The sequence below is a fragment of the Glutamicibacter sp. genome (genome assembly GCF_032154645.1).
GTDB lineage: Bacteria > Actinomycetota > Actinomycetes > Actinomycetales > Micrococcaceae > Glutamicibacter.
The window spans coordinates 87,614-110,783 of record NZ_JALDXV010000003.1; the positions used below are offsets into that span (position 1 = coordinate 87,614).

The following is a 23,170-nucleotide window of genomic DNA, read 5'->3' on the forward strand; positions in this document are numbered from 1 at the left end:
TAACTAGGGATGTTGGGCCGTGACGGCCCGCCCCCAAGACCATAGACAGTAAAGGAACAGTCGTGTCGCAGCAGCAAGATGCTCCGTTTTCCCGGGTGCCGGAAACGGAGTTCGGGTATAGCGTCAAGCAGGTTGATGCGTTTCTCAGCCGGTCCCGCGCAACTTTCAACGGGGACGGCAACGACGACAGTGTGGTCACCAGCCACCTGATCCGCCGCACCACCTTCGCACCGCAAAAGGGCGGCTACCAGGCCCGAGAGGTCGACGGTGCACTGGACCGCCTGGAAGATGTCTTCGCCAAGCGCGAGCGCGACGACCTGATCGCCCACCAGGGCGAGGAGGTCTGGCTGCAGCAGGTGGGCCGCCTGGCGGCAATCCTGCGCGCACGCCTGCACCGTGCCAAGGGCGAACGCTTCCGCCGTCCCTCGCGCACCAACGCGTCCAGCTACAACATCAAGGACGTCGACCGGCTGTGCGATCAGCTCATCGACTACTTTGAGAAGGACGTCCCGATGTCCGTGGATGCGGTGCGCCGCGTTGAATTCCGTTCGGCAACGGGCACCGACGGCTACGAAGAGTCGCAGGTCGACGCATTCCTTGACCGCGTCGTCGAGCTGATGGCTTCGATCGACTAGCAGCAATAAAACGAAGGCCGCCGTGTTGGGAAGATTCATCCAATGCGGCGGCCTTCGCCGCTGCCCGGGGGCTACGCGCAGCCGCGAAGTCTTGGGGTAACCGTTCGCGTCGCAGGTCGGGCTAAAACGTGGTGTCCCGGTCCGGGACATGCAGCCGCGCCATGATGCGGTCGGCAGCGGCGGGAACGGAGCGGCTGGTACATCGCGAAACCACAATCATCACCGCAAACGCCAGGGGCACGCTCCACGCCGCCGGCTGCCGGATCATATGGAACCAGAGCTCGTCCACGGGCGGGATGACGCTCGAAAGCATCAGCGCCAACCCGCAGGACACGGCACCGACCAGCATCCCTGCCATGGCGCCCCTGGCGGTGAGCGACCGCCACCAGATGCCCAGCAGGAGCAGCGGGCAGATGGTCGACGCGGTAAAGGCAAACACATTGCCGATGGCCCCCGCCAGGGCCAGCGAGTTGGTCACCACCGCGATCAGCACCGGCAGCGCCGTGGCAAGCACCGTGGAAATCCTAAATCCGCGCACCGTTCCCGCAAAGAACTCCTGAGACAGCGCCCCCGCCAGCGACACCACCAGCCCCGAGGTGGTGGAAAGGAAGGCGGCAATCGCGCCGCCGACCACGATGGCGGTCAACGCCTCGGAGAGGAACCCGTCGAAGATCGCCGAGGGGAGCAGCAGCACCGTAGCATCGGTTTCATTGGTCGATCCCAGCCACGGCATGTAGAGCAGGCCGAGCACGCCAAGGGTGGTGGGCAGCAGGTAGAAGGCGGAGAGCAGTCCGAGCACAATCACCGTGGTGGTGCGTGCGGTGTGGCCGGTGGGATTGGTGTAGAAGCGGACCAGCACATGCGGCAGGCCCAAGGTGCCGAAGAGCAACGCGAGGATGATGGAGATGGTTTCGTAGAGGTTCAGCCCAGAGATCTGCTCCAACTGGGTTGCCAGCGAGTTCAGCCGGGTTTGAGTCGACTGCTGCGGGATCACCTGGATCAGCAGGAAGATCGTGGGGATCACCAGCGATGCCAGCTTGAACCAGTATTGGAACGCCTGGACGAAGGTCACCGAGCGCATGCCGCCGGAGACCACCGTCAGGCACACGACCGCCGCAACGATCACCGGCCCCACCCATCCGGGCAGACCGGTGGCGATCGACAGGGTCAGCGCGGCTCCGTGCATCTGCGGCACGATGTAGAGCCAGCAGATCACCACGACCAGGTAGGTGGTCAGCTTGCGCAGGGTCTTGGAATCTTCGAACCTGATCTGGGCGAAATCCGGGATGGTGTAGGCCTGGGAGCGGCGCAGCGGCGCCGCCACGAAAAGCAGCAGCATCAGGTAGCCGGCGGTGTATCCGATGGGGAACCACAGTCCCGACTGCCCGGTGAGCATGATCAGTCCTGCCACGCCGAGGAACGAGGCGGCGGAAAGGTATTCACCGCCGATGGCGGAGGCATTCCACCAGGGCTTGACGGTTCGGCTCGCGACGTAGAAGTCGCTCGTGGTGCGCGAGAGGCGCAGCCCGTAGAAGGCGATGAGCATCGTGGTGACGCAGACCAGCACGAGCGCCAGCGCTGAGAGGAGGCTAGTCACGGCTGATGCTCCGGTAGCGTTCCTCATTGCGGGCAGCGGCCCTGTTGTACAGAATGCCGGCGATGATGATCAGCGGGTACATCCCCAGACCCAGGATCCACCAGGGCAGGGGAATGCCCCACATGGTGAATTCGTAGACCGCCGGAGACAGGGCCAGCAGCGCGCTGATTCCCACCAGCATTGCCAGCAGCCCCGAGGCCACGGCAACGGCAAGGCGAAACTGCGAGCGGATCAACTGGCGGATGTAGAACTCCTGCGCTGTATGCTCCGGCCGGGCCGCTGCCACGGTCAACGACGCATCCTGCGGCGCCTGGACCCTGACCCTCAGCGGGCGCTGTTGTGCAAGGCGTCCGGGCGGGTGCTCCTGGGGATCGTTGTTCACGGGTTTGACCCGGCCCTAGAGCGGGCGGACGCGGTTGGCAGCCAAACGTTCGCGCAGGTAGGGCAGGGCGCGGCGGGAGATCGGCAGCTCGGTGCCGTTGACCAGCACCGCCGCCTTGCCGGTCTGCAGCCTGACGTTTTCGATCTTGTCCATGCTGACTAGGTAGGAGCGGTGGATGCGCACATACCCCGATTCAGCCCACTGCTGTTCAAGGTCGTTGAGCGGGACGCGGATCAGGTAGCTTGAATCCTTGGTATGAAGCCGGGCGTAGTCGCCCTGGGCCTGCACATAGGAGATTTCGCTGCGGGGGATGAGCTTGGTGATCCCGCCCTGGTCCACGGTGATCATTTCTGGTTTTGCCGGGGTCTCTTCGACCAGTTCGCACAGCCTGCGCACCGATTCGGAGAGCCGCTGCGGGCGGATGGGCTTGAGCACGTAGTCTACGGCCGCCAGTTCAAAGGCCTCCAGGGCCTGGTCCTCGTCGGCCGTGACGAAGACTACCAACGGGGGATGGGCGAAGCGGGAGATGACGCGGGCAATGTCGAGGCCCGACAGGGCGGGCATATGGATGTCCAGGAACAGCGCATCCACTTCATTTTCTTCCAGTGCCTTCAGCGCTGCGGCGCCGGAGGTGGCTCGATGGATCTTTCCAATCCGCGAATCCTGGCTCAGCAGGAATGCGATTTCCTCCACTGCAGGGAGTTCGTCGTCGGCCACCACCACATTAATCATGACTTGATTCTACCCAGAGAGGCTGGCCGCCGGCAGAATCCATGGGGCACCGTACAGCGCCCGCTCAGTCCTCGATGCTTGCAGGGCGCCGGGGCCTGAATTTCGGGATGCGCATGGTGATTTGGGTTCCGGCGCCCGGGGCGGTGTCGATGATCAACCCGTTGGCGTTGCCGTACAGCTGGCGCAGGCGCACGTCCACATTGCGCAGCCCCACATGCATGTTGGCTGTGGTGCCTGCCAGCACGCTGGCCAGCTGCTCGGGGTCCATGCCCACCCCGTCGTCTTCCACACCGATCACCGCATACAGGCCGTCCTCGGTGGCGGTGATGGAGATGACGCCGCCGTCTTCGCGGGCTTCGAGCCCGTGGCGTACGGCGTTTTCCACCAGCGGCTGCAGCGAGAGGAACGGTATCTGGGTGGGCAGCACCTCCGGGGCGATGCGCAGCGATACCTTGATCCGTTCGCCAAAACGGGCTTTTTCCAGCAGCAGGTAGCGGTCGATGGCTTCAAGTTCTTCGGCCAGGGTGGTGAATTCTCCGCGGCGGCGGAAGGAGTAGCGGGTGAAGTCGGCGAATTCGATGACCAGCTCGCGGGCGCGGGCGGGGTCGGTGTTGATGAATGAAGCGATGGCGTTCAGCGAGTTGTAGATGAAGTGTGGAGAAATCTGTGCGCGCAGGGCCCGCATTTGGGCCTCGAGTAGCATCGCCTTGTTCTCATCGAGCTGCGCGGTGGACACCTGGGCGGAGACGAAGACCGCCACCTCTGAAACTGCGCGGACAAATCCGGCCCCCGCCCGCGGCGTGAGCGCGGTAACGGTGCCGACCGCCTGATCTCCGACCATAATCGGAGCCGCCACGAAGTCTTGACCCGAAGAACGGTTGACCTGGGTTTTTCCGGTGCCTAAGGCCGTCGAGTAGGCCTTGCCGGCTTCTTCTTCCAGCGCCGCGGTGAATTCGATCCCGGAATCCGTGGCCAGGATGCTCCTGGTGTCGGTGATCAGCAGAACCGGGCAGTTCAGCAGCCGGCGCAGCGCCTTCGCGCTCTTGGCAGCGCCTTCACGGGTCAGGCCCTGTTCAAGATGCGGGACTGCAATAGACATGTGGTGCAGCGTGGTGAAGGTCGCCTCGTCGGCGTCGGTGCCCATCTCCTTGGTCGACCGGGAGATTTTGAATCCGAAGTACCCAATGGCGGCAATGCCGACGGCCACGATGGTGGCGATGAGCGTGATCTGCAGCGCGGGGGACATACAGCCAATCTTACGATCTTCACCGCTGGTGGGACCGCTTGTCGTTTGGCGGTGTGCCGTTGAGCGCAGGATTCGCTCCGCTGACCCAATGGCCACGTCAAAGTACTAGTGGGACGCTCCTTGATCGCCAATAGTGAACTTAGTCACATAAATGGTGTGCCGCCGGTCACATCAAAAATTCATGTTCATTACTCGCACAAGGAGGGCATCATGAGTGCCAACCCCCACAACGAAGTCGGGAGTGAAATCGACTTTGTGGCGGAGAGCCAATCCGAGGAATTCCAGGATCTGCGCCGCACCCACCGCAGCTTCGTGTTCCCCATGGCGGTCTTCTTCCTGGTCTGGTATTTCGCCTATGTACTCTTGGCCGACTACTTCCACGACTTCATGTCGATCAAGGTCTTCGGCAACATCAACATGGGCATCATCCTCGGACTGCTGCAGTTCGTGTCGACCTTCACCATTACCGCCCTGTATGTGCGGTTCTCCAATAACAAGCTTGATCCCAAGGCCACGAAGATTCGTGAGCGCCTAGAACATCAGGAGGGTCAGCAGTGAACCACCTCAGCATCCTTGCAGCAGCCGCGGAAAAGACCACCGTCGGCAACCCGCTGGTCAACATCGCCATTTTTGTGGCGTTCGTCGGCGTTACCCTGGTGATCGTGCTGCGAGCCAGCAAAAACAACAAGACGGCCGCCGACTACTATGCCGGCGGACGTTCCTTCTCGGGAACCCAGAACGGTACAGCCATCGCCGGCGACTACCTGTCGGCCGCCTCATTCCTGGGCATTGTCGGGGCCATTGCGATCAACGGCTACGACGGCTTCCTGTACTCCATCGGCTTCCTGGTGGCCTGGCTGGTGGCACTGCTGCTGGTTGCGGAACTGCTGCGCAATACCGGCAAGTTCACCATGGCGGATGTGCTTTCCTTCCGACTCAAGCAGCGCCCGGTGCGCATCGCCGCGGCCGTCTCAACCCTGGCGGTCTGCGTGTTCTACCTGCTGGCCCAGATGGCCGGCGCCGGCGCCCTGGTTTCACTGCTACTGGGCATCGATTCGAAGGCGGGCCAGTCACTGGTCATCGTCATTGTCGGTGCACTGATGATCCTGTATGTGCTCGTTGGCGGCATGAAGGGCACCACCTGGGTGCAGATCATCAAGGCGGTGCTGCTGATCAGCGGCGTGCTGGTCATGACCATCTGGACCCTTGCACTGTTCAACTTCAACTTCTCCGAGCTGTTGGGCAAGGCCGCCGAGGTGGCCGGCAATCCAGAGATCCTGAACCCGGGGCAGAAGTACGGCAAGTCCGAAGTTTCCAAGCTTGACTTCATCTCCTTGGCCCTAGCGCTGGTGCTCGGTACCGCGGGCCTGCCGCACGTGCTGATGCGCTTCTACACGGTGCCCACCGCCAAGGAAGCCCGCAAGTCGGTGGTCTGGGCCATCTGGCTGATCGGTGCCTTCTACCTGTTCACGCTGGTGCTCGGCTTCGGCGCCGGTGCACTGATCGGTCCGGAGAAGATCGAAGCGGCCCCGGGAGGAGTGAATTCCGCGGCACCGCTGCTGGCCTATGAACTGGGCGGCACCGTCCTGCTGGGTCTGATCTCCGCGGTCGCATTCGCTACCATCCTTGCGGTGGTCGCAGGCTTGACCATTACCGCCGCGGCATCCTTCGCCCACGATATCTATGCATCGGTGATCTCCAAGGGCAAGTCCAACCCCGAAAAGGAGATGAAGGTAGCCCGGCGCACGGTGGTCGTCATCGGATTGTTTGCCATCGCCGGCGGCATCGGCGCCCAGGGGCAGAACGTCGCATTCCTGGTGGCCTTGGCCTTCGCGGTTGCGGCCTCGGCCAATCTGCCGACCATCCTGTACTCGCTGTTCTGGAAGGGCTTCAAGACCCGCGGCGCAGTCTGGTCGATGTATGGCGGCCTGATTTCAGCCATCGTGCTGATCATCTTCTCCCCGGTGTTCTCCGGATCGGAAACCTCGATGATTCCAAGCATTGACATCGCGATCTTCCCACTGGCCAACCCGGGCCTGATCTCCATTCCGCTGGCATTCCTGCTTGGCTGGATTGGTTCGATCACCGATCCGGGAACCGAGGATCCGGTGAAGGCGGCCGAGATGGAAGTCCGTTCGCTGACCGGTGTGGGTGCCGAAAAAGCGGTTGACCACTAACCTGCCACATCACTAAATCAGCACCTTTCAAAATTCGGGAATCAACTGTTGTTGGTTCCCGAATTTTGCGAGTCAGGGCTGCAGCGAGTGCGCCAGCAGGCTGGTGGTGCGATAGGGGACCAGCTCAGCCATGGACAGGGCGGAGTCTGCGCGGTTGACTCCCCGAATGTGCAGCAGCTGCCCATGGACCCGGAAGAGTTCCTGGGCGTCCTTGGCCGCGACGCGCACCAGAATATCGGCGCTGCCGGTCAACCCGTGGGCCTCCAGCACCTCGGGGATCAGCCGCAGCTGCGCGGCGATGTCTTCAAGATGCCGCTGGTCAACATGCAGCTCGACGAAGGACAACAAGCCGTAGCCAAGGGCCGCCGGGGGCACCCGGCGGTCGATGGACTCAAGCACCTCGTTCTCCAGCCTGGTCATCCGCGTCTGCACAGTATTGCGCCCAAGTGAGAGCGTGGTGGCAATTGCGGATCCGGTCTTCTTCGCCGCGGTGGAAAGCGCCAGCAGAATTCGGCGATCTGTTTGGTCCAAGAGCTGCATAATGTGCACGTTATCACCGAAATCAGGGTGGCAACAGGGCCTTTTGCACCAATTGTTTGTAAGCCATTGTGCATTCTGCGTTGCGTGAGTAGCATCACATTAACGGCGATGTGAGAATCCATATCGCTACACCGACAACGCAAAAGTAAGGATGCTGATCGTGTCCACCAAGCATGTTGACCTTGCAGCCGAAAACATACCCACACAACAGCTGTTAAACGTCGCCGGGGAACGAGTTCCTGATGCAGAACTTGACCATTATGTCGCCAAGCTGACCGAATCGGACCTTGCTGATTTCCTGCGGGACATGGTCGTCCTGCGCCGCATGGATACCGAGGCCACGGCGCTGCAGCGCCAGGGGCAGTTGGGCCTTTGGGCGCCACTCCTAGGGCAGGAGGCCGCGCAGATCGGATCCGTGCGTGCCGCCCGGGATACGGATTTCATCTTCCCCTCCTATCGCGAGCACGGCGTTGCCTGGGCCAGGGGAGTTAAGGCGGAGGACCTGCTCAGCGTCTGGCGTGGGGCTCAAGCCAGCGGCTGGGACCCCCATGAGGTAAATATTGCCTGCCAGCAGATCGTCATCGGCTCCCAGGCCCTGCATGCGGCAGGCTATGGCATGGGCATCAAATTCGACGGCGGCAATGAGGCTGCCATCGCCTACTTTGGTGACGGCGCCACCAGTCAGGGGGATGTCAATGAGGCGATGGTCTTCGCCGCAAGTTATCAGGCACCGGTCTTGTTCTTCTGCCAGAACAACCAGTGGGCCATCTCCGAACCGGTGACCCTGCAAAGCCGCACCCAGATCGCAGACCGCGCCCACGGCTTCGGCCTGAAAACCTGGCGGGTCGACGGCAACGACGTGTTGGCCGTCTATGCCGCGACGCAGGCGGCGCTGTCCCACTGCCGCAACGGCATGGGGCCCACGTTCATCGAAGCCGTCACCTACCGTATGGGTTCCCACACCACGGCCGACGACCCCACTCGCTACCGCAAGGCCGCGGAGCTTGAGCAGTGGAAGGCCAAGGACCCCATCGACCGCCTGATTAAATACCTGCATGTGATCGGCGCCGACGTCCAGTCCTATGAGCAGCGTGCCCAGAACGCCGCGGATGAACTTGCGGCCCAGCTGCGTGCGGCCATCACCGCAATGCCCGATCCACAGGTGGATCAGCTGTTTGACAATGTGTACGCCGAGGCCCATGAGCCCAGCCGCCGCGCACGTGATGAGTACATGAACTATCTGGCAGGTTTCGAAGGGGATGGGCGCTAAATGGCAACAACAATGCTTAAGGCGTTGAACCAGTCGCTGCGGGATGCGCTGAGCGAAGACGAGAAAGTCATCCTGCTCGGTGAGGACATCGGCACGCTCGGTGGCGTCTTCCGCGTCACCGATGGGCTGAAGGGGGAGTTTGGCGAACACCGCGTCGTCGATACGCCCCTGGCCGAGTCCGGCATCGTCGGCAGCGCCATCGGCCTGGCCTATCGCGGCTACCGCCCGGTGGTGGAAATCCAATTCGACGGGTTCACCTATCCTGCCTTCGACCAGCTGGTTTCGCAGCTGGCCAAACTGCACTACCGTTCGCGCGGGCGCGTGAAGATGCCTGTCACCGTCCGCATTCCCTATGGCGGAGGCATCGGTTCCCCGGAGCATCATTCAGAATCCCCGGAAGCGTATTTTGCGCATACCGCCGGTCTGAGGGTTTTTGCTCCTTCCAGCGTGCAGGACGCCTACACCATGCTGCGCCAGGCCATCGACTGCGATGACCCGGTGATCTTCTTTGAACCCAAACGCCGCTATCACGAGAAGGCGGAGATCGATCTGTCGACCCCGCAGGGTGACGGCTCGCCCAAGGCTCAGATTGTGCGCGAGGGCGAAGACGTCACCGTTGTGGGCTACGGTCCGACCACCTACACGCTGCTTGAAGCGGCGCAGGCTGCGGAGGATGAAGGCATCAGCCTTGAGGTCATCGACCTGCGCAGCCTTGATCCACTGGATATCGACACGGTGGCCGCATCGGTGAAACATACCGGAAAGCTCGTGGTAGTCCATGAGGCAAGCCGCACCAGCGGCCTGGGGGCGGAAATCTGCGCACAGATCACCGAATCCTGCTTCGACTATCTGGAGCACGCACCATTGCGGGTGTCCGGTTTCGACGTTCCTTACCCGCCCTCCCGGCTTGAAAGCCACCACCTACCTGACCTGGATCGGGTGATGCACGCGGTAGACACCGTGATGCGCCACCACGAGGCAACCGAAGGAGCTGCCAAGTGATGACCGCCCAAACTTTTAACCTTCCGGATCTGGGCGAAGGCCTGACGGAGTCCGAGGTGCTCAACTGGAAGATCAAGGTCGGCGAGCATGTCGCACTGAACCAGATCATTGCCGAAGTTGAAACCGCCAAGGCAGTGGTGGAATTGCCCTCGCCATTTGCGGGCATCGTGCAGAAGCTGCATGCCGACGAGGGGCAGGTGGTTCCCGTTGGAGCGGCCCTGGTGACATTTGACGACGATGCGTCTTCAAATGGGCCGGGGACGGATGCACCTGAGGTCAAGCAAGAGCGAACCCCTACGCTGGTGGGCTACGGGGCCCCTGCGGCGTCCGGCAAGCGCCCCACTCGCCGCGGGCGAGCCGTTGCGGCAGCCTCGCCCGCGGTGCAGGAATCAGGCGCCCCGGTGCAGGTTCGAAGCGACGTCGCACGCAGCACCCCGCCGGTGCGCAAGCTTGCGCGCGATCACGGGATCGACCTTTCCTCCGTGGCAGGTACGGGACCCGACGGTCTGGTGCTGCGCCGTGATGTTGAAGCGCTGTTGGAGGTGCAGGCTCAGCGGTCGGCCGCCCCAGCGGTGCAGGAGCCCATGGCGTCCAACGGCCAGGATCGAAGGATCAAAATCAGCGCCATGCGCCGTGCCACGGCCAAGGCAATGGTGCAGTCGGCCTTCACCGCTCCGCATGCCACCGAATTCTTGACGGTGGATGTCACCGGTTCTTTGGAGCTTATCGACAAATTACGTGCACGCAAGGAGTTCCGGGAGACGAAGGTCAACTTCACCTCGCTCAGCGCGCTGTTGGTATCACGGCTGCTGCTGAAATACCCTGCGCTGAATTCCCGTTGGGATGAAGCAAACGACGAAATTATTCAGTTTGGTGCTGTGAATCTTGGCATGGCAGTGGCCAGTGAGCGGGGACTACTTGTCCCTGTGGTCAAAGAGGCACAGAATAAGTCATTAGAACCACTTGCCGCAGAATTGAACCAGTTGGTCGCCCATGGACGTGCAGGCGACTTGACACCGGCCCAACTCAGTGGTGGGACTTTCTCAATTACTAACGTCGGGGTGTTTGGCGTAGATGCCGGAACACCTATTCTGCCCCCAGGGCAGACTGGAATCTTGGCTTTAGGTCAAGTCAAACCGCGTCCTTGGGAATACCGGGGAGAGCTGGCGCTGCGCAATACCTGCACCCTTGCACTATCCTTCGACCACCGAGTCGTCGATGGCAAGGAAGCAAGTGAATTCTTGGCTGGAATTGGTGCTGTGCTTGAGGATCCGGGGATGATGAACTTTTTTGTTTGAGCAGCTTAAAGCTCTTGACAAGTTTCCAAATAAACAACTTGAATGAAGTAGTGGATCTCAAGCGTAAGCTTCATTAATATTCATTGGTTGTTTCGCAATATTTGATGTAATCTCATTCACTAAGTGCTATGGCTCACGCTAAGAGGCACGGCTGACGCGAAATGCGGAAGCAGCAACGAACTGTTGAGGAGAAAAAGGATGCGATACTCGCACGCATCAAAGGCAATGGCTTTGACCGGCGCCTTGGCATTGACCCTGTCGGCCTGTGGCGGCGGCTCGTCCGAATCGTCCGATGGCGGCACCGAGGGCGGCAACGCATCGTACGTTGTCACCGCAAACACCACCGAACCGCAGAACGGCCTGTTGCCGGCCAACACCAACGAAGTTGGTGGCGGTCGCGTCATGGACCTCATCTTCACCGGCCTTGTCAGCTACAAAGCTGATGGCACCAGCCAGAATGAACTGGCTGAGTCCATCGAGACCAAGGACTCCCAGAACTACACCATCAAGATCAAGTCGGGTCAGACCTTCTCTGATGGCACGCCGGTTACCGCTGCTTCCTTCGTGGACGCATGGAACTTCGGTGCTGACGACAAGAACGCACAGCTGAACTCCTACTTCTTCGAGTCCATCAAGGGCTACGACAAGGTCAACGCACCAAAGTCGAAGGAAGACAAGATGGAAGGCCTGAAGGTTGTGGACGACACCACCTTCACCGTGGAACTGTCTCAGCCGGAGTCCGACTTCCCGCTGCGTCTTGGCTACACCGCCTTCATGCCGCTTCCTGAAGCAGCATTCAAGGATCCAAAGGCCTTCGGCCAGAAGCCAATCGGCAACGGCCCATACAAGCTGACCGAGTGGAACCACGACGTCAACCTGAAGCTGGATGTCAACGACAAGTACCAGGGTCCTCGTACCGCTAAGAACGGCGGCATCGACTTCAAGGTTTACCAGTCCACCGATTCCGCATACCAGGACGTCATGTCCGACACCCTGGATGTTCTGGACCAGATTCCGCCAAGCCAGCTGGCTTCGTACCAGTCCGACCTGGGCGACCGTTCGGTTAACTCGCCATACGCCGGCAACGCAACCATCACCATCCCTGGCTACTTGGATCACTTCAAGCAGGGTGAAGAAGGCAACCTGCGTCGTGCAGCGATCTCGCGTGCAATCGACCGCCAGCTGATCATCGACAAGGTGTACAACGGCGGCAAGGTCAAGGCTGACGACTTCACCGCACCAGTTCTCGAAGGCTACAACAAGGACATCCCAGGCTCGGACGTTCTTGACTTCAACGCCGATGAGGCAAAGAAGCTGTGGGCACAGGCAGACGACATCTCCAAGTGGGATTCGGGTGCTGAATTCACCATCGGCTACAACGTCGACGGCGCCGGCAACAAGGAATACGTTGAGGCAGTTGTCAACCAGCTGAAGAACAACCTCGGCATCAACGCCGTGGCTCAGCCTTTCAGCTCCTTCAAGGAACTGCGCGACAAGGTCACCAGCCACAAGATGACCGGCGGCTTCCGCACCGGCTGGCAGGCCGACTACCCATCGCTGTACAACTTCCTGGGCCCACTGTTCGGCACCGGTGCAGGTTCCAACGATGGTCTGTACTCCAGCAAGGAATTCGATGCCAAGCTCACCGAAGGCTTGAAGGCAACCGATCCTGCACAGGGTGCAAAGATCTTCAACGAGTCGCAGGAGATCCTGTTCAAGGACCTGCCAGCGATTCCACTGTGGTACCAGGCTGTTCAGGGTGGTTGGAGCAACAACGTTTCCAACGTCGAGTTCGGCTGGAACGGTGTTCCGCTGTACAACGAAATCACCGGAAAGTAAGTCTCTTCCTTCGGCATTCGGCCTAATCAAGGCCGAATCTGGCTGAATAACACGTCAAGGGAGGCCCAACAAGATGCGGGTCTCCCTTTGGCGTGTCTGTCCTGCCTCGCAAAAAATATCGTCAGAAAACCTCTGACGGAAAGAGGAAAATAATGGCCAAGTGCCCTCTGGTGTCTCGAGGTGAGATGCAAGCATGTTAAGTTTTACCCTCAAGCGAATCGCGCAGCTGATTCCGGTATTCATCGGTGCCACGCTGCTCGTGTACTTCCTGGTCTTCGCTACCCCTGGCGATCCTATCGCCGCACTGTCCGGTGGCAAGCCGATGAGCGACGCCACCCGCGAAGCGCTGACCGCACAGTACAACCTAGACAAGCCCTTCTGGGTGCAGTACGGACTGTATCTGCAGAACTTGTTGACCTTCGATCTGGGCATGTCGTTCTCCGGCCAGGAAGTCAGCGACCTATTGGCTCGCGCCTTCCCTGTGACCGCACGACTAGCGATCGAGGCATTGCTGATTGAAGGCATCTTCGGCATCCTCTTTGGCGTGATTGCCGGTATGCGCAAGGGCAAGCTGTTCGACTCCACCGTGCTGATTGCCTCGCTGGTCGTCATCGCAGTTCCAACCTTCGTTCTGGGCTTCGTGCTGCAGTTCGTGATTGGTGTGAAGCTGCAGTGGGCCAAGCCGACGGTGTCGGGAGACGCCACCTGGAGCGAACTGATCCTGCCGGCGCTGGTACTTGGTCTGGTTTCTCTTGCATATGTCATCCGTTTGACCCGTACCTCGGTGATCGAAAACAAGACCGCCGACTATGTACGCACTGCTACCGCAAAGGGCCTGACGCGCCGACGCGTCGTCACCGTGCACATCCTGCGCAACTCGCTGATTCCGGTCGTTACCTTCCTTGGTGCAGACCTCGGCTCGCTCATGGGCGGCGCGATTGTCACCGAAGGCATCTTCAACGTCCCGGGTGTTGGCAACCTGCTCTACCGAGCGATCCTCAAGGGCGAAACGCCGACCGTCGTAGCCATCGTCGGTGTGCTGGTGATCGTCTTCGTGATTGCCAACCTGATCGTGGATATGCTGTACGCACTGCTTGACCCAAGGATCCGTTATGCCTGAGAACCAAAATAATAATCCTGAGGCTGGTCTGCCGATCAGCAACCACCGAGCCGGCAAGGTCTCCAAGTACAAGATTGAGCACTACGTCGCTCCACTGGACGAGACCCCGCTGCAGGCTGTCGACTCCGTGAAGGAGGGCGGCAAGCCGCTGTCCATGTGGGCCGAGGCCTGGCGTTCGCTGCGCAAGCGCCCGTTGTTCATCATCTCGGCAATCCTCATTGTTGCCGTCGTGATCGTTGCAGTCTTCCCACAGTGGTTCACCTCGCAGGACCCCACCTACTGCCAGTTGGAAAACTCCAACGAGCCAAGCAGCCCCGGACACATCATGGGCTTCAACCTGCAGGGTTGCGACATCTACTCACGCGTGATCTACGGTACGCGCGCATCACTGATGGTCGGTGTCATGACCACCATCGCCGTGATCATCCTCGGCGGAGCGATGGGTGCACTGGCAGGCTTCTACGGCGGCTGGATCGATACGGTACTTGCCCGTTTGGGTGACATCTTCTTCGCACTGCCAATGATCCTGGGCGCAATCATCGTGATGCAGCTGCCTGCATTCCGCGATAACAAGAGCGTGTGGACAGTGATCATCACACTGGCGATCTTTGGTTGGCCGCAGCTGGCGCGTATTACCCGCGGCGCAGTCATCGAAGCGCGCAATGCCGACTTCGTGAAGGCTTCGCGTTCGCTGGGTCTGTCCAAGTTCAAGTCGCTGGTGCGCCACGTCATTCCGAACTCGCTGGCTCCAATCATCGTTGTCGCCACCGTGAACCTTGGCGTGTACATCGTGGCCGAGGCGACGCTGTCATTCCTGGGCGTCGGACTTCCGCCGGACATCATGAGCTGGGGCAATGATATTGCTTCGGCCCAGACTCAGCTGCGCAACAACCCGATGATGCTGATGTGGCCTGCACTGTTCCTATCCGTAACGGTTCTGAGCTTCATCATGCTCGGCGATGCAGTGCGAGACGCACTGGATCCAAAGGCCCGGAAGGGAGCCTAAGCTATGACTGAGAATGCAACTCCAAAGCCGTTGCTTGAAATCAAGGACTTGGCGATTACCTTCTCCACTCCTGATGGACCGGTCCACGCTGTCCGCGATGCCAACTTCACCGTGATGCCAGGCGAAACCGTGGCCATCGTGGGTGAGTCGGGCTCCGGCAAGTCAACCTCCGCGCTGGCGGCCATTGGCCTGCTGGCAGGAAACGGCAAGGTCTCCGCTGGCCAGATCCTCTTCGACGGCGAGGACATTGCCCACGCCAGCGAAAAGCGATTCGTCGAGCTGCGCGGCAATCACATCGGCATGGTCCCACAGGACCCGATGTCGAACCTGAACCCGGTGTGGAAGATCGGCTTCCAGGTCAAGGAAACCCTGAAGGCCAACGGCTTGGCGGGGGACAACCCCAAGAAGCGCGTCGCCCAGGTGCTCGCTGATGCTGGTCTGCCCAACCCGGAAACCCGTGCGGGCCAGTACCCACACGAGTTTTCCGGCGGTATGCGACAGCGTGCGCTGATCGCCATTGGCCTTGCCTGCCGCCCGCGTCTGTTGATCGCCGATGAGCCAACCAGTGCGTTGGACGTGACCGTGCAGCAGCAGATCCTGGACCACCTGGACAACATGACCACCGAGCTCGGCACCGCGGTGCTGCTGATTACCCACGACCTGGGACTTGCAGCCGAACGCGCCGAGAAGGTTGTCGTGATGTACAAGGGCCGCGTCGTGGAATACGGCCCTGCACTGGACATTCTGCGCAACCCTAAGCACCCTTACACGCAGCGCCTGATCAACTCGGCACCTTCGCTGTCAGCCCAGCGCGGCGACAAGCATGAAGCCGCCGTGGACGAGGTGGCAGCCGCCAAGGCAGAGCCGCTGTTGAAGGTCAGCAACCTGACCAAGGTCTTCGACATTCGCAAGGGCTTCGGCAAGAAGGAGAAGTTCACCGCGGTGGACAATGTTTCCTTCGAGATTCCTAAGGGAACTACCACCGCAGTGGTGGGCGAATCTGGTTCGGGCAAGTCGACCATCGCCCAGATGGTGCTGAACCTGCTGGATTCAACCAGCGGCGAGATCACCTTCGACGGAGAACAGATCGGCAACCTCAGCGAGAAGAAGCTGTTCAAGTACCGTCGTCGTGTACAGCCGATCTTCCAGGATCCCTATGGTTCGCTGGATCCGATGTACTCGATCTACCGCACCATTGAAGAGCCGCTGCGAATTCACGGCATCGGCAATTCGGCGTCGCGGCAGAAGAAGGTCAAGGAGCTGCTGGACCAGGTGTCCATGCCTGCAGCAACAATGCACCGCTTCCCGAACGAACTTTCCGGCGGCCAGCGTCAGCGCATCGCCATTGCGCGAGCCCTGGCCTTGCAGCCTGAAATGATCGTCTGCGATGAGGCTGTCTCGGCGCTCGACGTTCTGGTTCAGGCGCAGGTCTTGGAGCTGCTTGACGAATTGCAGCGCGAAATGGGTCTGACGTACCTGTTCATCACCCACGACCTTGCGGTGGTCCGCCAGATTGCCGACGATGTGTGTGTGATGGAGCGAGGCAAGATCGTTGAACAGGGCTCTGTTGACGATATCTTCGACTCGCCGAAGAGCGACTACACGCGCAACCTGTTGCACGCGATCCCAGGTGCAAGCCTGATTTAGTTCAAATGAACGTTATTCAAAAAAGGGCATCGTTTCCGAGAGGAAACGGTGCCCTTTTTTGTCGCTTTATGACGCAGATCGAAGTAGATATTCACTACTTGTTTTACGTTTTTGTGACATGAAGCAAATGTTGCAAAAACGTTATAAACGAATTTTTGGGGAATCACTTCGATAAAAGCGTTTCTGATTGGATTTTCCCAATCTGAAAGAAATCCTTGAAATCTTGCGGATGTGAGCTGGATCTCTGTGACCGAGTAGTAACCAAGGGGTTATGGGGGGCGGTCCTGGTCTGTGTTGATTCGTGATCTGAAACGAGTCTTTGCTATATCCAAGTCCGCAAATTCCGGTTAGTCTATTGCTCATTGGGTCGGGAGTGTGACTTGATCCACACTGAATCCGATGGATCAGAACTCGTATCAATCAAAGAATTCAAGGAGGCGAAATGCGGTTTCAGCGCGTTTCGAAAGCAGTCGCTGTAGGTGCGGCTATGGCTTTGGCCCTGTCGGCTTGTGCTCCAGGTGGCGGCGACGCCAGCTCGGAAGCCAGCAAGAGCGAAGGGTCGGGCACCGGGGGAGCGGAAGTCACCAACTCCGGCCTGGCAGATCTGGGCGACGTAACCACCAAGGATGACACCATCAAGGTCACCGTTGGTGCTCCTGAATTCATCAGCTACAACGGATTTACTCCGCAGTCATACTCCACCTACAACTCGGCCATCGACGACCGTATGTTCGCCGCCTTCAACTACTCGGGCACCGACGGCGAGATCTACCCGAACGAAGACCTCGGTTCCTACGAGAAGATCAGTGATGATCCGCTGACCATCAAGTACACCATCGCAGAGAATGCAAAGTGGTCCGATGGCACCCCAATTACTACCGCTGACGCCGTACTCGCTTGGGCGGTGCAGAACCTGAACCTGAACACCGGTTCCAAGGACAAGCCGCTGTTCTCATCGGTTTCCACCGATCTGGGCGACACCGTGCCTAAGGGGCCAGAAGGTGCAGCAGATGGCAAGGAATTCACCGTCACCTTCAAGAACCCTGATCCAGACTGGGCCATCCAGAGCTGGATGCTGCAGCCTGCTCACGTCGTTGCCAAGAAGGGCGGACTGAGCACCGAGGAATTCGTGCAGGCAGTCCGTGATGGCGATGCCAAGAAGCTGGAGAAGGCCGCAAAGTTCTGGAATGAAGGCTGGACCACCAAGCCAGGCACCCTGCCGGCAGAGGAGGACATTCCAGTCTCCGGTCCATACAAGCTTGAGTCGTGGAAGGCCGGCGAGTCGGTCACGCTGACCGCCAACGAAAATTACTACGGCACCAAGCCTGCGACCAAGAACCTTAACTTCCGCTTCCTTGCAGACACCGGCATGGTTCAGGCATTGCAGAACAAGGACCTTGACGTCATCAGTCCACAGCCAACGGTCGACACTTTGGCTCAGTTGCAGGGCCTGGGTAGCTCGGTCAATATCCAGCAGGGCGATACCCTGACCTGGGAGCACCTGGACTTCAACTTCCGCAAGGGCAACGCCATGACGGACAAGAAGCTGCGCGAGGCATTTGCCATGTGCGTTCCTCGTCAGGAAATCGTAGATAATCTGATCAAGCCGCTGAACCCAGAGGCCGTGGTCATGAACCTGCGCGAAGTCTTCCCATTCCAGAAGGACTACGAGGAAGTTAAGACTGCAGCCTACGACGGACGCTACGACAATGTTGACGTCGACGGAGCCAAGAAGCTGCTAGAAGAAGCGGACGCAGTGGGCACCGAGGTGCGCATCGGCTACTCGGCACCAAATGAGCGTCGCACCAACGAAGTTGCAGCCATCAAGTCCTCCTGCGACAAGGCAGGCTTCAAGATCACCGATGCAGGCGATCCGAAGTTCTTCGCACCGGGCGGCACCCAGGAACGCGGCGACTACGAAGTAGCACTGTTCGCTTGGGCAGGCTCGGGACAGATCACTTCCGGACAGAACATCTACGCCACCGGCAAGCCGCAGAACTACGGCAAGTACTCCAACCCAGAGGTCGACAAGGCCTGGGAGACCCTCGCGACCTCGCTGGACCCAGCGGTCCACTTGGAGCAGACCAAGAAGATCGAGAAGCTGCTGTGGGACGACCTGTTCGGCATCCCAGTCTTCGCCCACCCAGGACTGAGTGCCTCGAACGCAGATATTCAGAATATCCGTCAGACTGCTACTCAGAGCGGCATCGTCTGGAACGCCGAACAGTGGGTTCGCGCTGAGTAAGCCCAACGGGCAAACTAACCGCAAACATCAACTGTGAGCGCCCACGGGGCCCGATCACCATCGGGCCCCGTGGTGTGTCCGCCATCATCACCGGGTGGCGCATGCGCGAATAGGTGAGAAGAAAGAGGACTTTAGACCGTGTTCAAGTACATTCTCAAGAGACTGGGGTCAGCAGTCGGCGTGCTATTTGCCGCATCACTGTTGCTCTATATCTTGGTTATTAACTCCGGAGATCCGCTCGGGGACTTACGCGAAAGTAACGCCAAGAATCGCGAGTATCTGATGCAGCAGCGCATCGACTACATGAACCTCGACCAGCCTTGGTACCTGCGCTACCTCACCTGGCTCGGCGGTGTCGGTAGATGCTTCGTCGGTTCCTGTGACTTGGGCAAGAACATCAACGGCGTGGACGTCGGCGATATTCTTGCCAACGCGGCATCATCAACCCTGCGGCTGGTGCTGCTTGCGACGGTCATCGCAGCAATCCTGGGAATTTCCATCGGTGTGCTCACGGCAGTCCGCCAGTACTCGGGCCTGGACTACATCGTCACGTTCCTAACCTTCCTCTTCTTCTCACTTCCAGTCTTTTGGGCGGCGGTGCTGCTCAAGGAATACATGGCCATCGGGTACAACAACTGGCTGGAAGATCCAGAAATATCCATAGGTACAACTATTGTCATCGGCATAGTCGCCGGTCTCATCTTGCAGATGCTCTTGGCCGGATCGCTCAAGCGCCGAGGACTGACGTTCCTAATCACCGCAGTGTTCGTGCCCTTGTTGTTGCAGTACAGCCTGTGGCTGAACTTCTACCGCTACCCGCAAATGGGTCCGGCAGTCATCGTGGTCCTAACCCTGCTGTTGGCGCTTTCCGCCACCGCAATGACCGTGGGACTGAAAGAAAAGCGGGTTCTCTACCCGGCACTGATTACCGTGGTCTTGGTTCTGGGCATGTATTACGCGACCTTCTGGATGCTTGAAACCCCAAGCACCTGGCTGCTGATCATCGGCGGCATTTTGGCAGTCGCAATCCCCGCACTGATCGGCAAATTCATGGGCGGTCGATTGTCCAAGACAGCTGCCAGCATTTCAGCACTGGTAGGTTTTGTCGGCGGAGGACTGACCGTATTGGATCACATCTTCCGTGCATGGCCAGGATTCTTGGACCTGAAGGGTCGACCTATTGGAACGATCGGCTCATCCACGGCAAACCTCGGCGGCAGCTACTGGGACACCTTCCTAGACAACGCCACCCAACTGCTGCTGCCAACGATTGTCTTGGCGATTATTTCCCTGGCCAGCTATTCCCGCTATACCCGCTCGTCGATGCTTGAGGTGCAGCAGCAGGATTACATCCGCACCGCACGCTCCAAAGGTTTGAGCGAACGCACGGTGATCTTCCGTCACGCATTCCGCAATGCTTTGATTCCGATCACCACGATCGCCGCCTTCGACTTCGCCGGTTTGATCGGCGGCGCAGTCGTGACCGAGACGGTGTTCGGGTGGAAGGGCATGGGTGACATGTTCAACACCGGACTTCATGCCGTGGACCCAGCACCGGTGATGGCATTCTTCTTGGTTACCGGCACCGCAGCTGTGCTCTTCAACCTGCTGGCAGATATCGTCTACGCACTGCTCGATCCGCGGATCCGGGTCTAGGGAAATAAGGACACTCGATGAGTAACATAAATGAAGAGACGCCAGAGAACCTGACGTCTATTGCCGAGGTCGAAGACGCGAAACTTGCTGCGACGACCGAGCAGTCTAAGAGTCAATCGAAGATTGTCTTCGAACGCTTCCTGCGGCACAAACCTGCAATGATCTCAGCTGTCATCTTGGTGTTCATCACCGTGCTTGCATTCAGCTCCATCGGTTTCGGACCAATCCCAGGATGGTGGAACCAGAGCTACCTCGACGCTGGCTCGGTGGTCAACGGTGGCAAACCGACGATGTCTCTATTGCCAACATGGCTGGGCGGTTCCGGTATCCACTTCGGTGAGCACCCCTTCGGTCAGGACTCGGTGGGCAAGGACTACTTTGCCCTGGTCATGAACGGAACCCAGAAGTCGATCATCATCGGCCTGGTTGTCGGCCTGGTGGGAACTTTCCTCGGTGCAGTCATCGGTGCAGTGGCAGGCTACTTCCGCGGCTGGGTCGACGAAGTTCTCATGCGCATCACCGATCTGTTCATCGTGATCCCACTGCTGGTACTTGCCGCAGTCCTCGGTCAGATGGCAGGACGTTCATCCAACTCGATCATCGCCCTGGCGGTGGTGCTGGGCCTGGTGACCTGGACGGGTCTTGCCCGACTGGTTCGCGCCGAAATCCTTTCGCTGCGCGAGCGTGAATACGTTTCGGCCGCCCAAGCCATGGGTTCGAAGACCTCGCGGGTGATCTTCAAGCACCTGCTGCCAAACACTATCGGCGTGATCGTGGTCAACGCGACCTTCGCCATTGCGGGCGCGATCCTGCTGGAGTCGTCCCTCTCATTCCTGGGCTTCGGCGTTCAGCCGCCGGAATCCTCGCTGGGTCTGTTGATCAGCCAGTACCAGAACGCCTTCGTCACCCGCCCATGGCTGTTCTGGTGGCCGGGCATGATCATCGTCGTCATCGCACTGTCGGTGAATTTCCTGGGCGACGGACTGCGAGATGCCTTCGACCCACGCCAGACCGGCAAGCGCCGCCGCCGTGCGGGCCTGTTTGCCATGCCAACCCGCAAGGAGAAGCCATGAGCCACGCAGCACCAGTCTCTGACAACTCAGCCGGCGAATACGCACTGAGCTTCGATAACCTTCAGGTCACCTTCGAAACCTCGGGTCCTGAAGTCCACGCCGTCAAGGGCCTGTCCCTGGCCGTGCGCCCGGGGGAAGTGGTCGCATTGGTTGGCGAGTCGGGCTCCGGCAAGTCTGTCACTTCCACCGCGGCCATGGGCCTGTTGCCTTCCAACGCCAACGTGACCGGCGAGGCCAAGGTCGGCAACATCAATGTGGTCGGCCTGGACCAAGGCAAGATGCGCAAGATGCGCGCCACCGACATCGCGATGGTCTTCCAGGAGCCGATGACTGCGCTAAACCCGGTGTTGAGCATCGAGCGCCAGCTGACCGAGGCGCTTGAACTGCACGGCATCGCCTACGGTAAGGCAGCCGTCGACCGCGCCGTCGAACTGCTGACACTGGTGGGCATCCCGGATCCAGCCAAACGCATCAAGCAGTATCCACACCAGTTCTCCGGCGGCCAGCGCCAGCGCATCGTGATTGCCATGGCGATCTCCTGCGACCCTAAGGTCATCATTGCCGATGAGCCGACCACCGCGCTCGACGTGACCGTGCAGGCCGAAATCCTCGACCTGCTGCGCGAGCTGAAGGACCGGTTGAATACCGGCATCCTGCTCATCACCCACAACATGGGCGTGGTGGCTGATATGGCCGATCAGGTTGCCGTGATGTTCCAGGGCAATCTGGTCGAAACCGGTTCGGTGGACCAGGTGCTGCTGAACCCGCAGCATGAATACACCCAGCGCCTGCTGTCGGCCGTGCCGAAGCTTTCGCCGGTACACATCGATGAGATCACCAAACATGCGGATGAGATCGCAGCCAAGGGACGTGAACTGGTCCTCGAGGCCAAGGACCTGGTGCTTGAATACGATATGCGCGGCACCAAATTCCGCGCCGTCGAGGGCGTGAGCTTTGATGTTGCCAAGGGAGAAGTCATCGGCATCGTGGGCGAGTCGGGCTCCGGCAAGTCGACCATTGCCAAGGCAGTGATCGGTCTGCTTCCCGTGGCCGGTGGATCCTTGGAGGTCAAGGGGCAGAACCTGCCTAAGCTCTCGCCTCGCGAGGCTCGCGCGGTACGCCGCAAGATCGGCGTGATCTTCCAGGACCCCGCCGCCTCGCTGAATCCTCGATTCCCCATTGGCGAGTGCATCACCGAGCCAATGGTGGTGCATAAGGAAGGCACCAAGGCTTCGCGGATCAAGCGGGCCGAGGAACTGCTGGATGCGGTGAAGCTGCCTCGCAACGTCATTAACCGTTACCCGCATGAGCTCTCCGGCGGCCAACGTCAGCGTGTGTGCATCGCCCGCGCCTTGACCCTGAGCCCGGAACTGCTGATCGCAGACGAACCGACCAGTGCGTTGGACGTGTCGGTCCAGGCAGTGGTGCTGGAGATGCTGCAGGACCTGCAGCGAGACTTCAACTTTGCCTGCCTGTTTGTCAGCCACGATCTTGCGGTGGTTGACATGTTGGCAGATCACGTCGTGGTGATGCAGTCGGGCAAGGCGGTGGAACAGGGGGCAGTGAAAACCGTTCTGCATTCGCCGCAGCATGACTACACCCGTCGCCTGTTGGCAGCCGCTCCGGTTCCAGACCCGCATGAGCAGGCTGTGCGCCGCGAAGCGTGGAGGGTACTGAACGCGAATAAGAATAAGTAGACAAGAGC

Annotated in this window: 19 protein-coding genes; 14 read left to right on the forward strand and 5 right to left on the reverse strand. The window is 59.8% G+C overall.

The window, feature by feature from the left end; genetic code table 11:
- The first annotated feature begins 62 nt into the window (after window positions 1-62).
- A complete protein-coding gene (locus tag RUH64_RS04240; protein WP_313811546.1) occupies window positions 63-635 on the forward strand; it encodes a DivIVA domain-containing protein in 573 nt (190 codons plus the stop codon).
- Window positions 636-756: 121 nt separating this feature from the next.
- Here the strand turns inward: RUH64_RS04240 and RUH64_RS04245 are convergent, their stop codons facing one another.
- The 4 genes from RUH64_RS04245 to RUH64_RS04260 all read right to left on the reverse strand — a co-directional run bounded on the left by RUH64_RS04245 (window position 757) and on the right by RUH64_RS04260 (window position 4,592).
- Window positions 757-2,232 carry a cation acetate symporter gene (locus RUH64_RS04245; protein WP_396275983.1) on the reverse strand — a complete coding sequence of 492 codons (1,476 nt, stop codon included), beginning with the start codon at window positions 2,230-2,232 and terminating at the stop codon, window positions 757-759.
- Window positions 2,225-2,614, reverse strand: coding sequence for an ABC transporter permease (locus tag RUH64_RS04250; protein ID WP_313811550.1), 390 nt, complete (start codon window positions 2,612-2,614; stop codon window positions 2,225-2,227). The genes RUH64_RS04245 and RUH64_RS04250 overlap by 8 nt, the downstream gene beginning before the upstream one ends.
- Before the next feature lie 15 nt (window positions 2,615-2,629).
- Window positions 2,630-3,346 (reverse strand): LytTR family DNA-binding domain-containing protein, encoded by a 717-nt coding sequence (locus RUH64_RS04255; protein ID WP_313811552.1) that lies wholly within the window; start codon window positions 3,344-3,346, stop codon window positions 2,630-2,632.
- 64 nt (window positions 3,347-3,410) lie between these two features.
- On the reverse strand, window positions 3,411-4,592 hold the full coding sequence (locus tag RUH64_RS04260; RefSeq protein ID WP_313811556.1) for a sensor histidine kinase: 1,182 nt from the start codon (window positions 4,590-4,592) through the stop codon (window positions 3,411-3,413).
- 210 nt (window positions 4,593-4,802) lie between these two features.
- Here RUH64_RS04260 and RUH64_RS04265 point away from each other — a divergent pair, with 210 nt between their 5' ends.
- The gene (locus RUH64_RS04265; RefSeq protein WP_313811558.1) at window positions 4,803-5,150 is read left to right on the forward strand and encodes a DUF485 domain-containing protein; all 348 of its coding nucleotides are present in this window, start codon (window positions 4,803-4,805) and stop codon (window positions 5,148-5,150) included.
- Entirely contained in the window at window positions 5,147-6,769 is a 1,623-nt protein-coding gene (locus tag RUH64_RS04270; protein WP_313811559.1) for a sodium:solute symporter family transporter, read from the forward strand. Before RUH64_RS04265 ends, RUH64_RS04270 begins: the two co-directional genes overlap by 4 nt.
- A gap of 72 nt (window positions 6,770-6,841) precedes the next feature.
- Here the strand turns inward: RUH64_RS04270 and RUH64_RS04275 are convergent, their stop codons facing one another.
- Entirely contained in the window at window positions 6,842-7,309 is a 468-nt protein-coding gene (locus RUH64_RS04275; RefSeq protein WP_313811560.1) for an Lrp/AsnC ligand binding domain-containing protein, read from the reverse strand.
- Between the two features lie 151 nt (window positions 7,310-7,460).
- Between RUH64_RS04275 and pdhA the strand changes: the two genes are divergently transcribed.
- From pdhA to RUH64_RS04330, 11 genes are all read left to right on the forward strand, one after another.
- On the forward strand, window positions 7,461-8,579 hold the full coding sequence (pdhA, locus tag RUH64_RS04280; RefSeq protein WP_313811562.1) for a pyruvate dehydrogenase (acetyl-transferring) E1 component subunit alpha: 1,119 nt from the start codon (window positions 7,461-7,463) through the stop codon (window positions 8,577-8,579).
- Complete coding sequence (locus tag RUH64_RS04285) at window positions 8,580-9,581, forward strand: alpha-ketoacid dehydrogenase subunit beta (RefSeq protein ID WP_313811563.1); 1,002 nt, start codon at window positions 8,580-8,582, stop codon at window positions 9,579-9,581. It begins immediately after the preceding gene.
- Window positions 9,581-10,879: a dihydrolipoamide acetyltransferase family protein gene (locus RUH64_RS04290; protein WP_313811564.1), complete on the forward strand. Its 1,299-nt coding sequence runs from the start codon at window positions 9,581-9,583 to the stop codon at window positions 10,877-10,879. Before RUH64_RS04285 ends, RUH64_RS04290 begins: the two co-directional genes overlap by 1 nt.
- 198 nt (window positions 10,880-11,077) lie before the next feature.
- On the forward strand, window positions 11,078-12,718 hold the full coding sequence (locus RUH64_RS04295) for an ABC transporter substrate-binding protein (protein WP_313811565.1): 1,641 nt from the start codon (window positions 11,078-11,080) through the stop codon (window positions 12,716-12,718).
- A 193-nt stretch (window positions 12,719-12,911) separates the two neighbouring features.
- A complete protein-coding gene (locus tag RUH64_RS04300) occupies window positions 12,912-13,838 on the forward strand; it encodes an ABC transporter permease (RefSeq protein WP_313811566.1) in 927 nt (308 codons plus the stop codon).
- On the forward strand, window positions 13,831-14,844 hold the full coding sequence (locus tag RUH64_RS04305) for an ABC transporter permease (protein ID WP_313811567.1): 1,014 nt from the start codon (window positions 13,831-13,833) through the stop codon (window positions 14,842-14,844). The genes RUH64_RS04300 and RUH64_RS04305 overlap by 8 nt, the downstream gene beginning before the upstream one ends.
- Before the next feature lie 3 nt (window positions 14,845-14,847).
- Entirely contained in the window at window positions 14,848-16,491 is a 1,644-nt protein-coding gene (locus RUH64_RS04310) for an ABC transporter ATP-binding protein (protein ID WP_313811568.1), read from the forward strand.
- 442 nt (window positions 16,492-16,933) lie between these two features.
- Window positions 16,934-18,736, forward strand: coding sequence for an ABC transporter family substrate-binding protein (locus tag RUH64_RS04315; RefSeq protein ID WP_313811569.1), 1,803 nt, complete (start codon window positions 16,934-16,936; stop codon window positions 18,734-18,736).
- A gap of 138 nt (window positions 18,737-18,874) precedes the next feature.
- Entirely contained in the window at window positions 18,875-20,392 is a 1,518-nt protein-coding gene (locus RUH64_RS04320; RefSeq protein WP_313811570.1) for an ABC transporter permease, read from the forward strand.
- A 17-nt stretch (window positions 20,393-20,409) separates the two neighbouring features.
- Window positions 20,410-21,465, forward strand: coding sequence for an ABC transporter permease (locus RUH64_RS04325; protein ID WP_313811572.1), 1,056 nt, complete (start codon window positions 20,410-20,412; stop codon window positions 21,463-21,465).
- Entirely contained in the window at window positions 21,462-23,162 is a 1,701-nt protein-coding gene (locus tag RUH64_RS04330; protein WP_313811576.1) for an ABC transporter ATP-binding protein, read from the forward strand. Before RUH64_RS04325 ends, RUH64_RS04330 begins: the two co-directional genes overlap by 4 nt.
- Window positions 23,163-23,170: the final 8 nt, after the last annotated feature.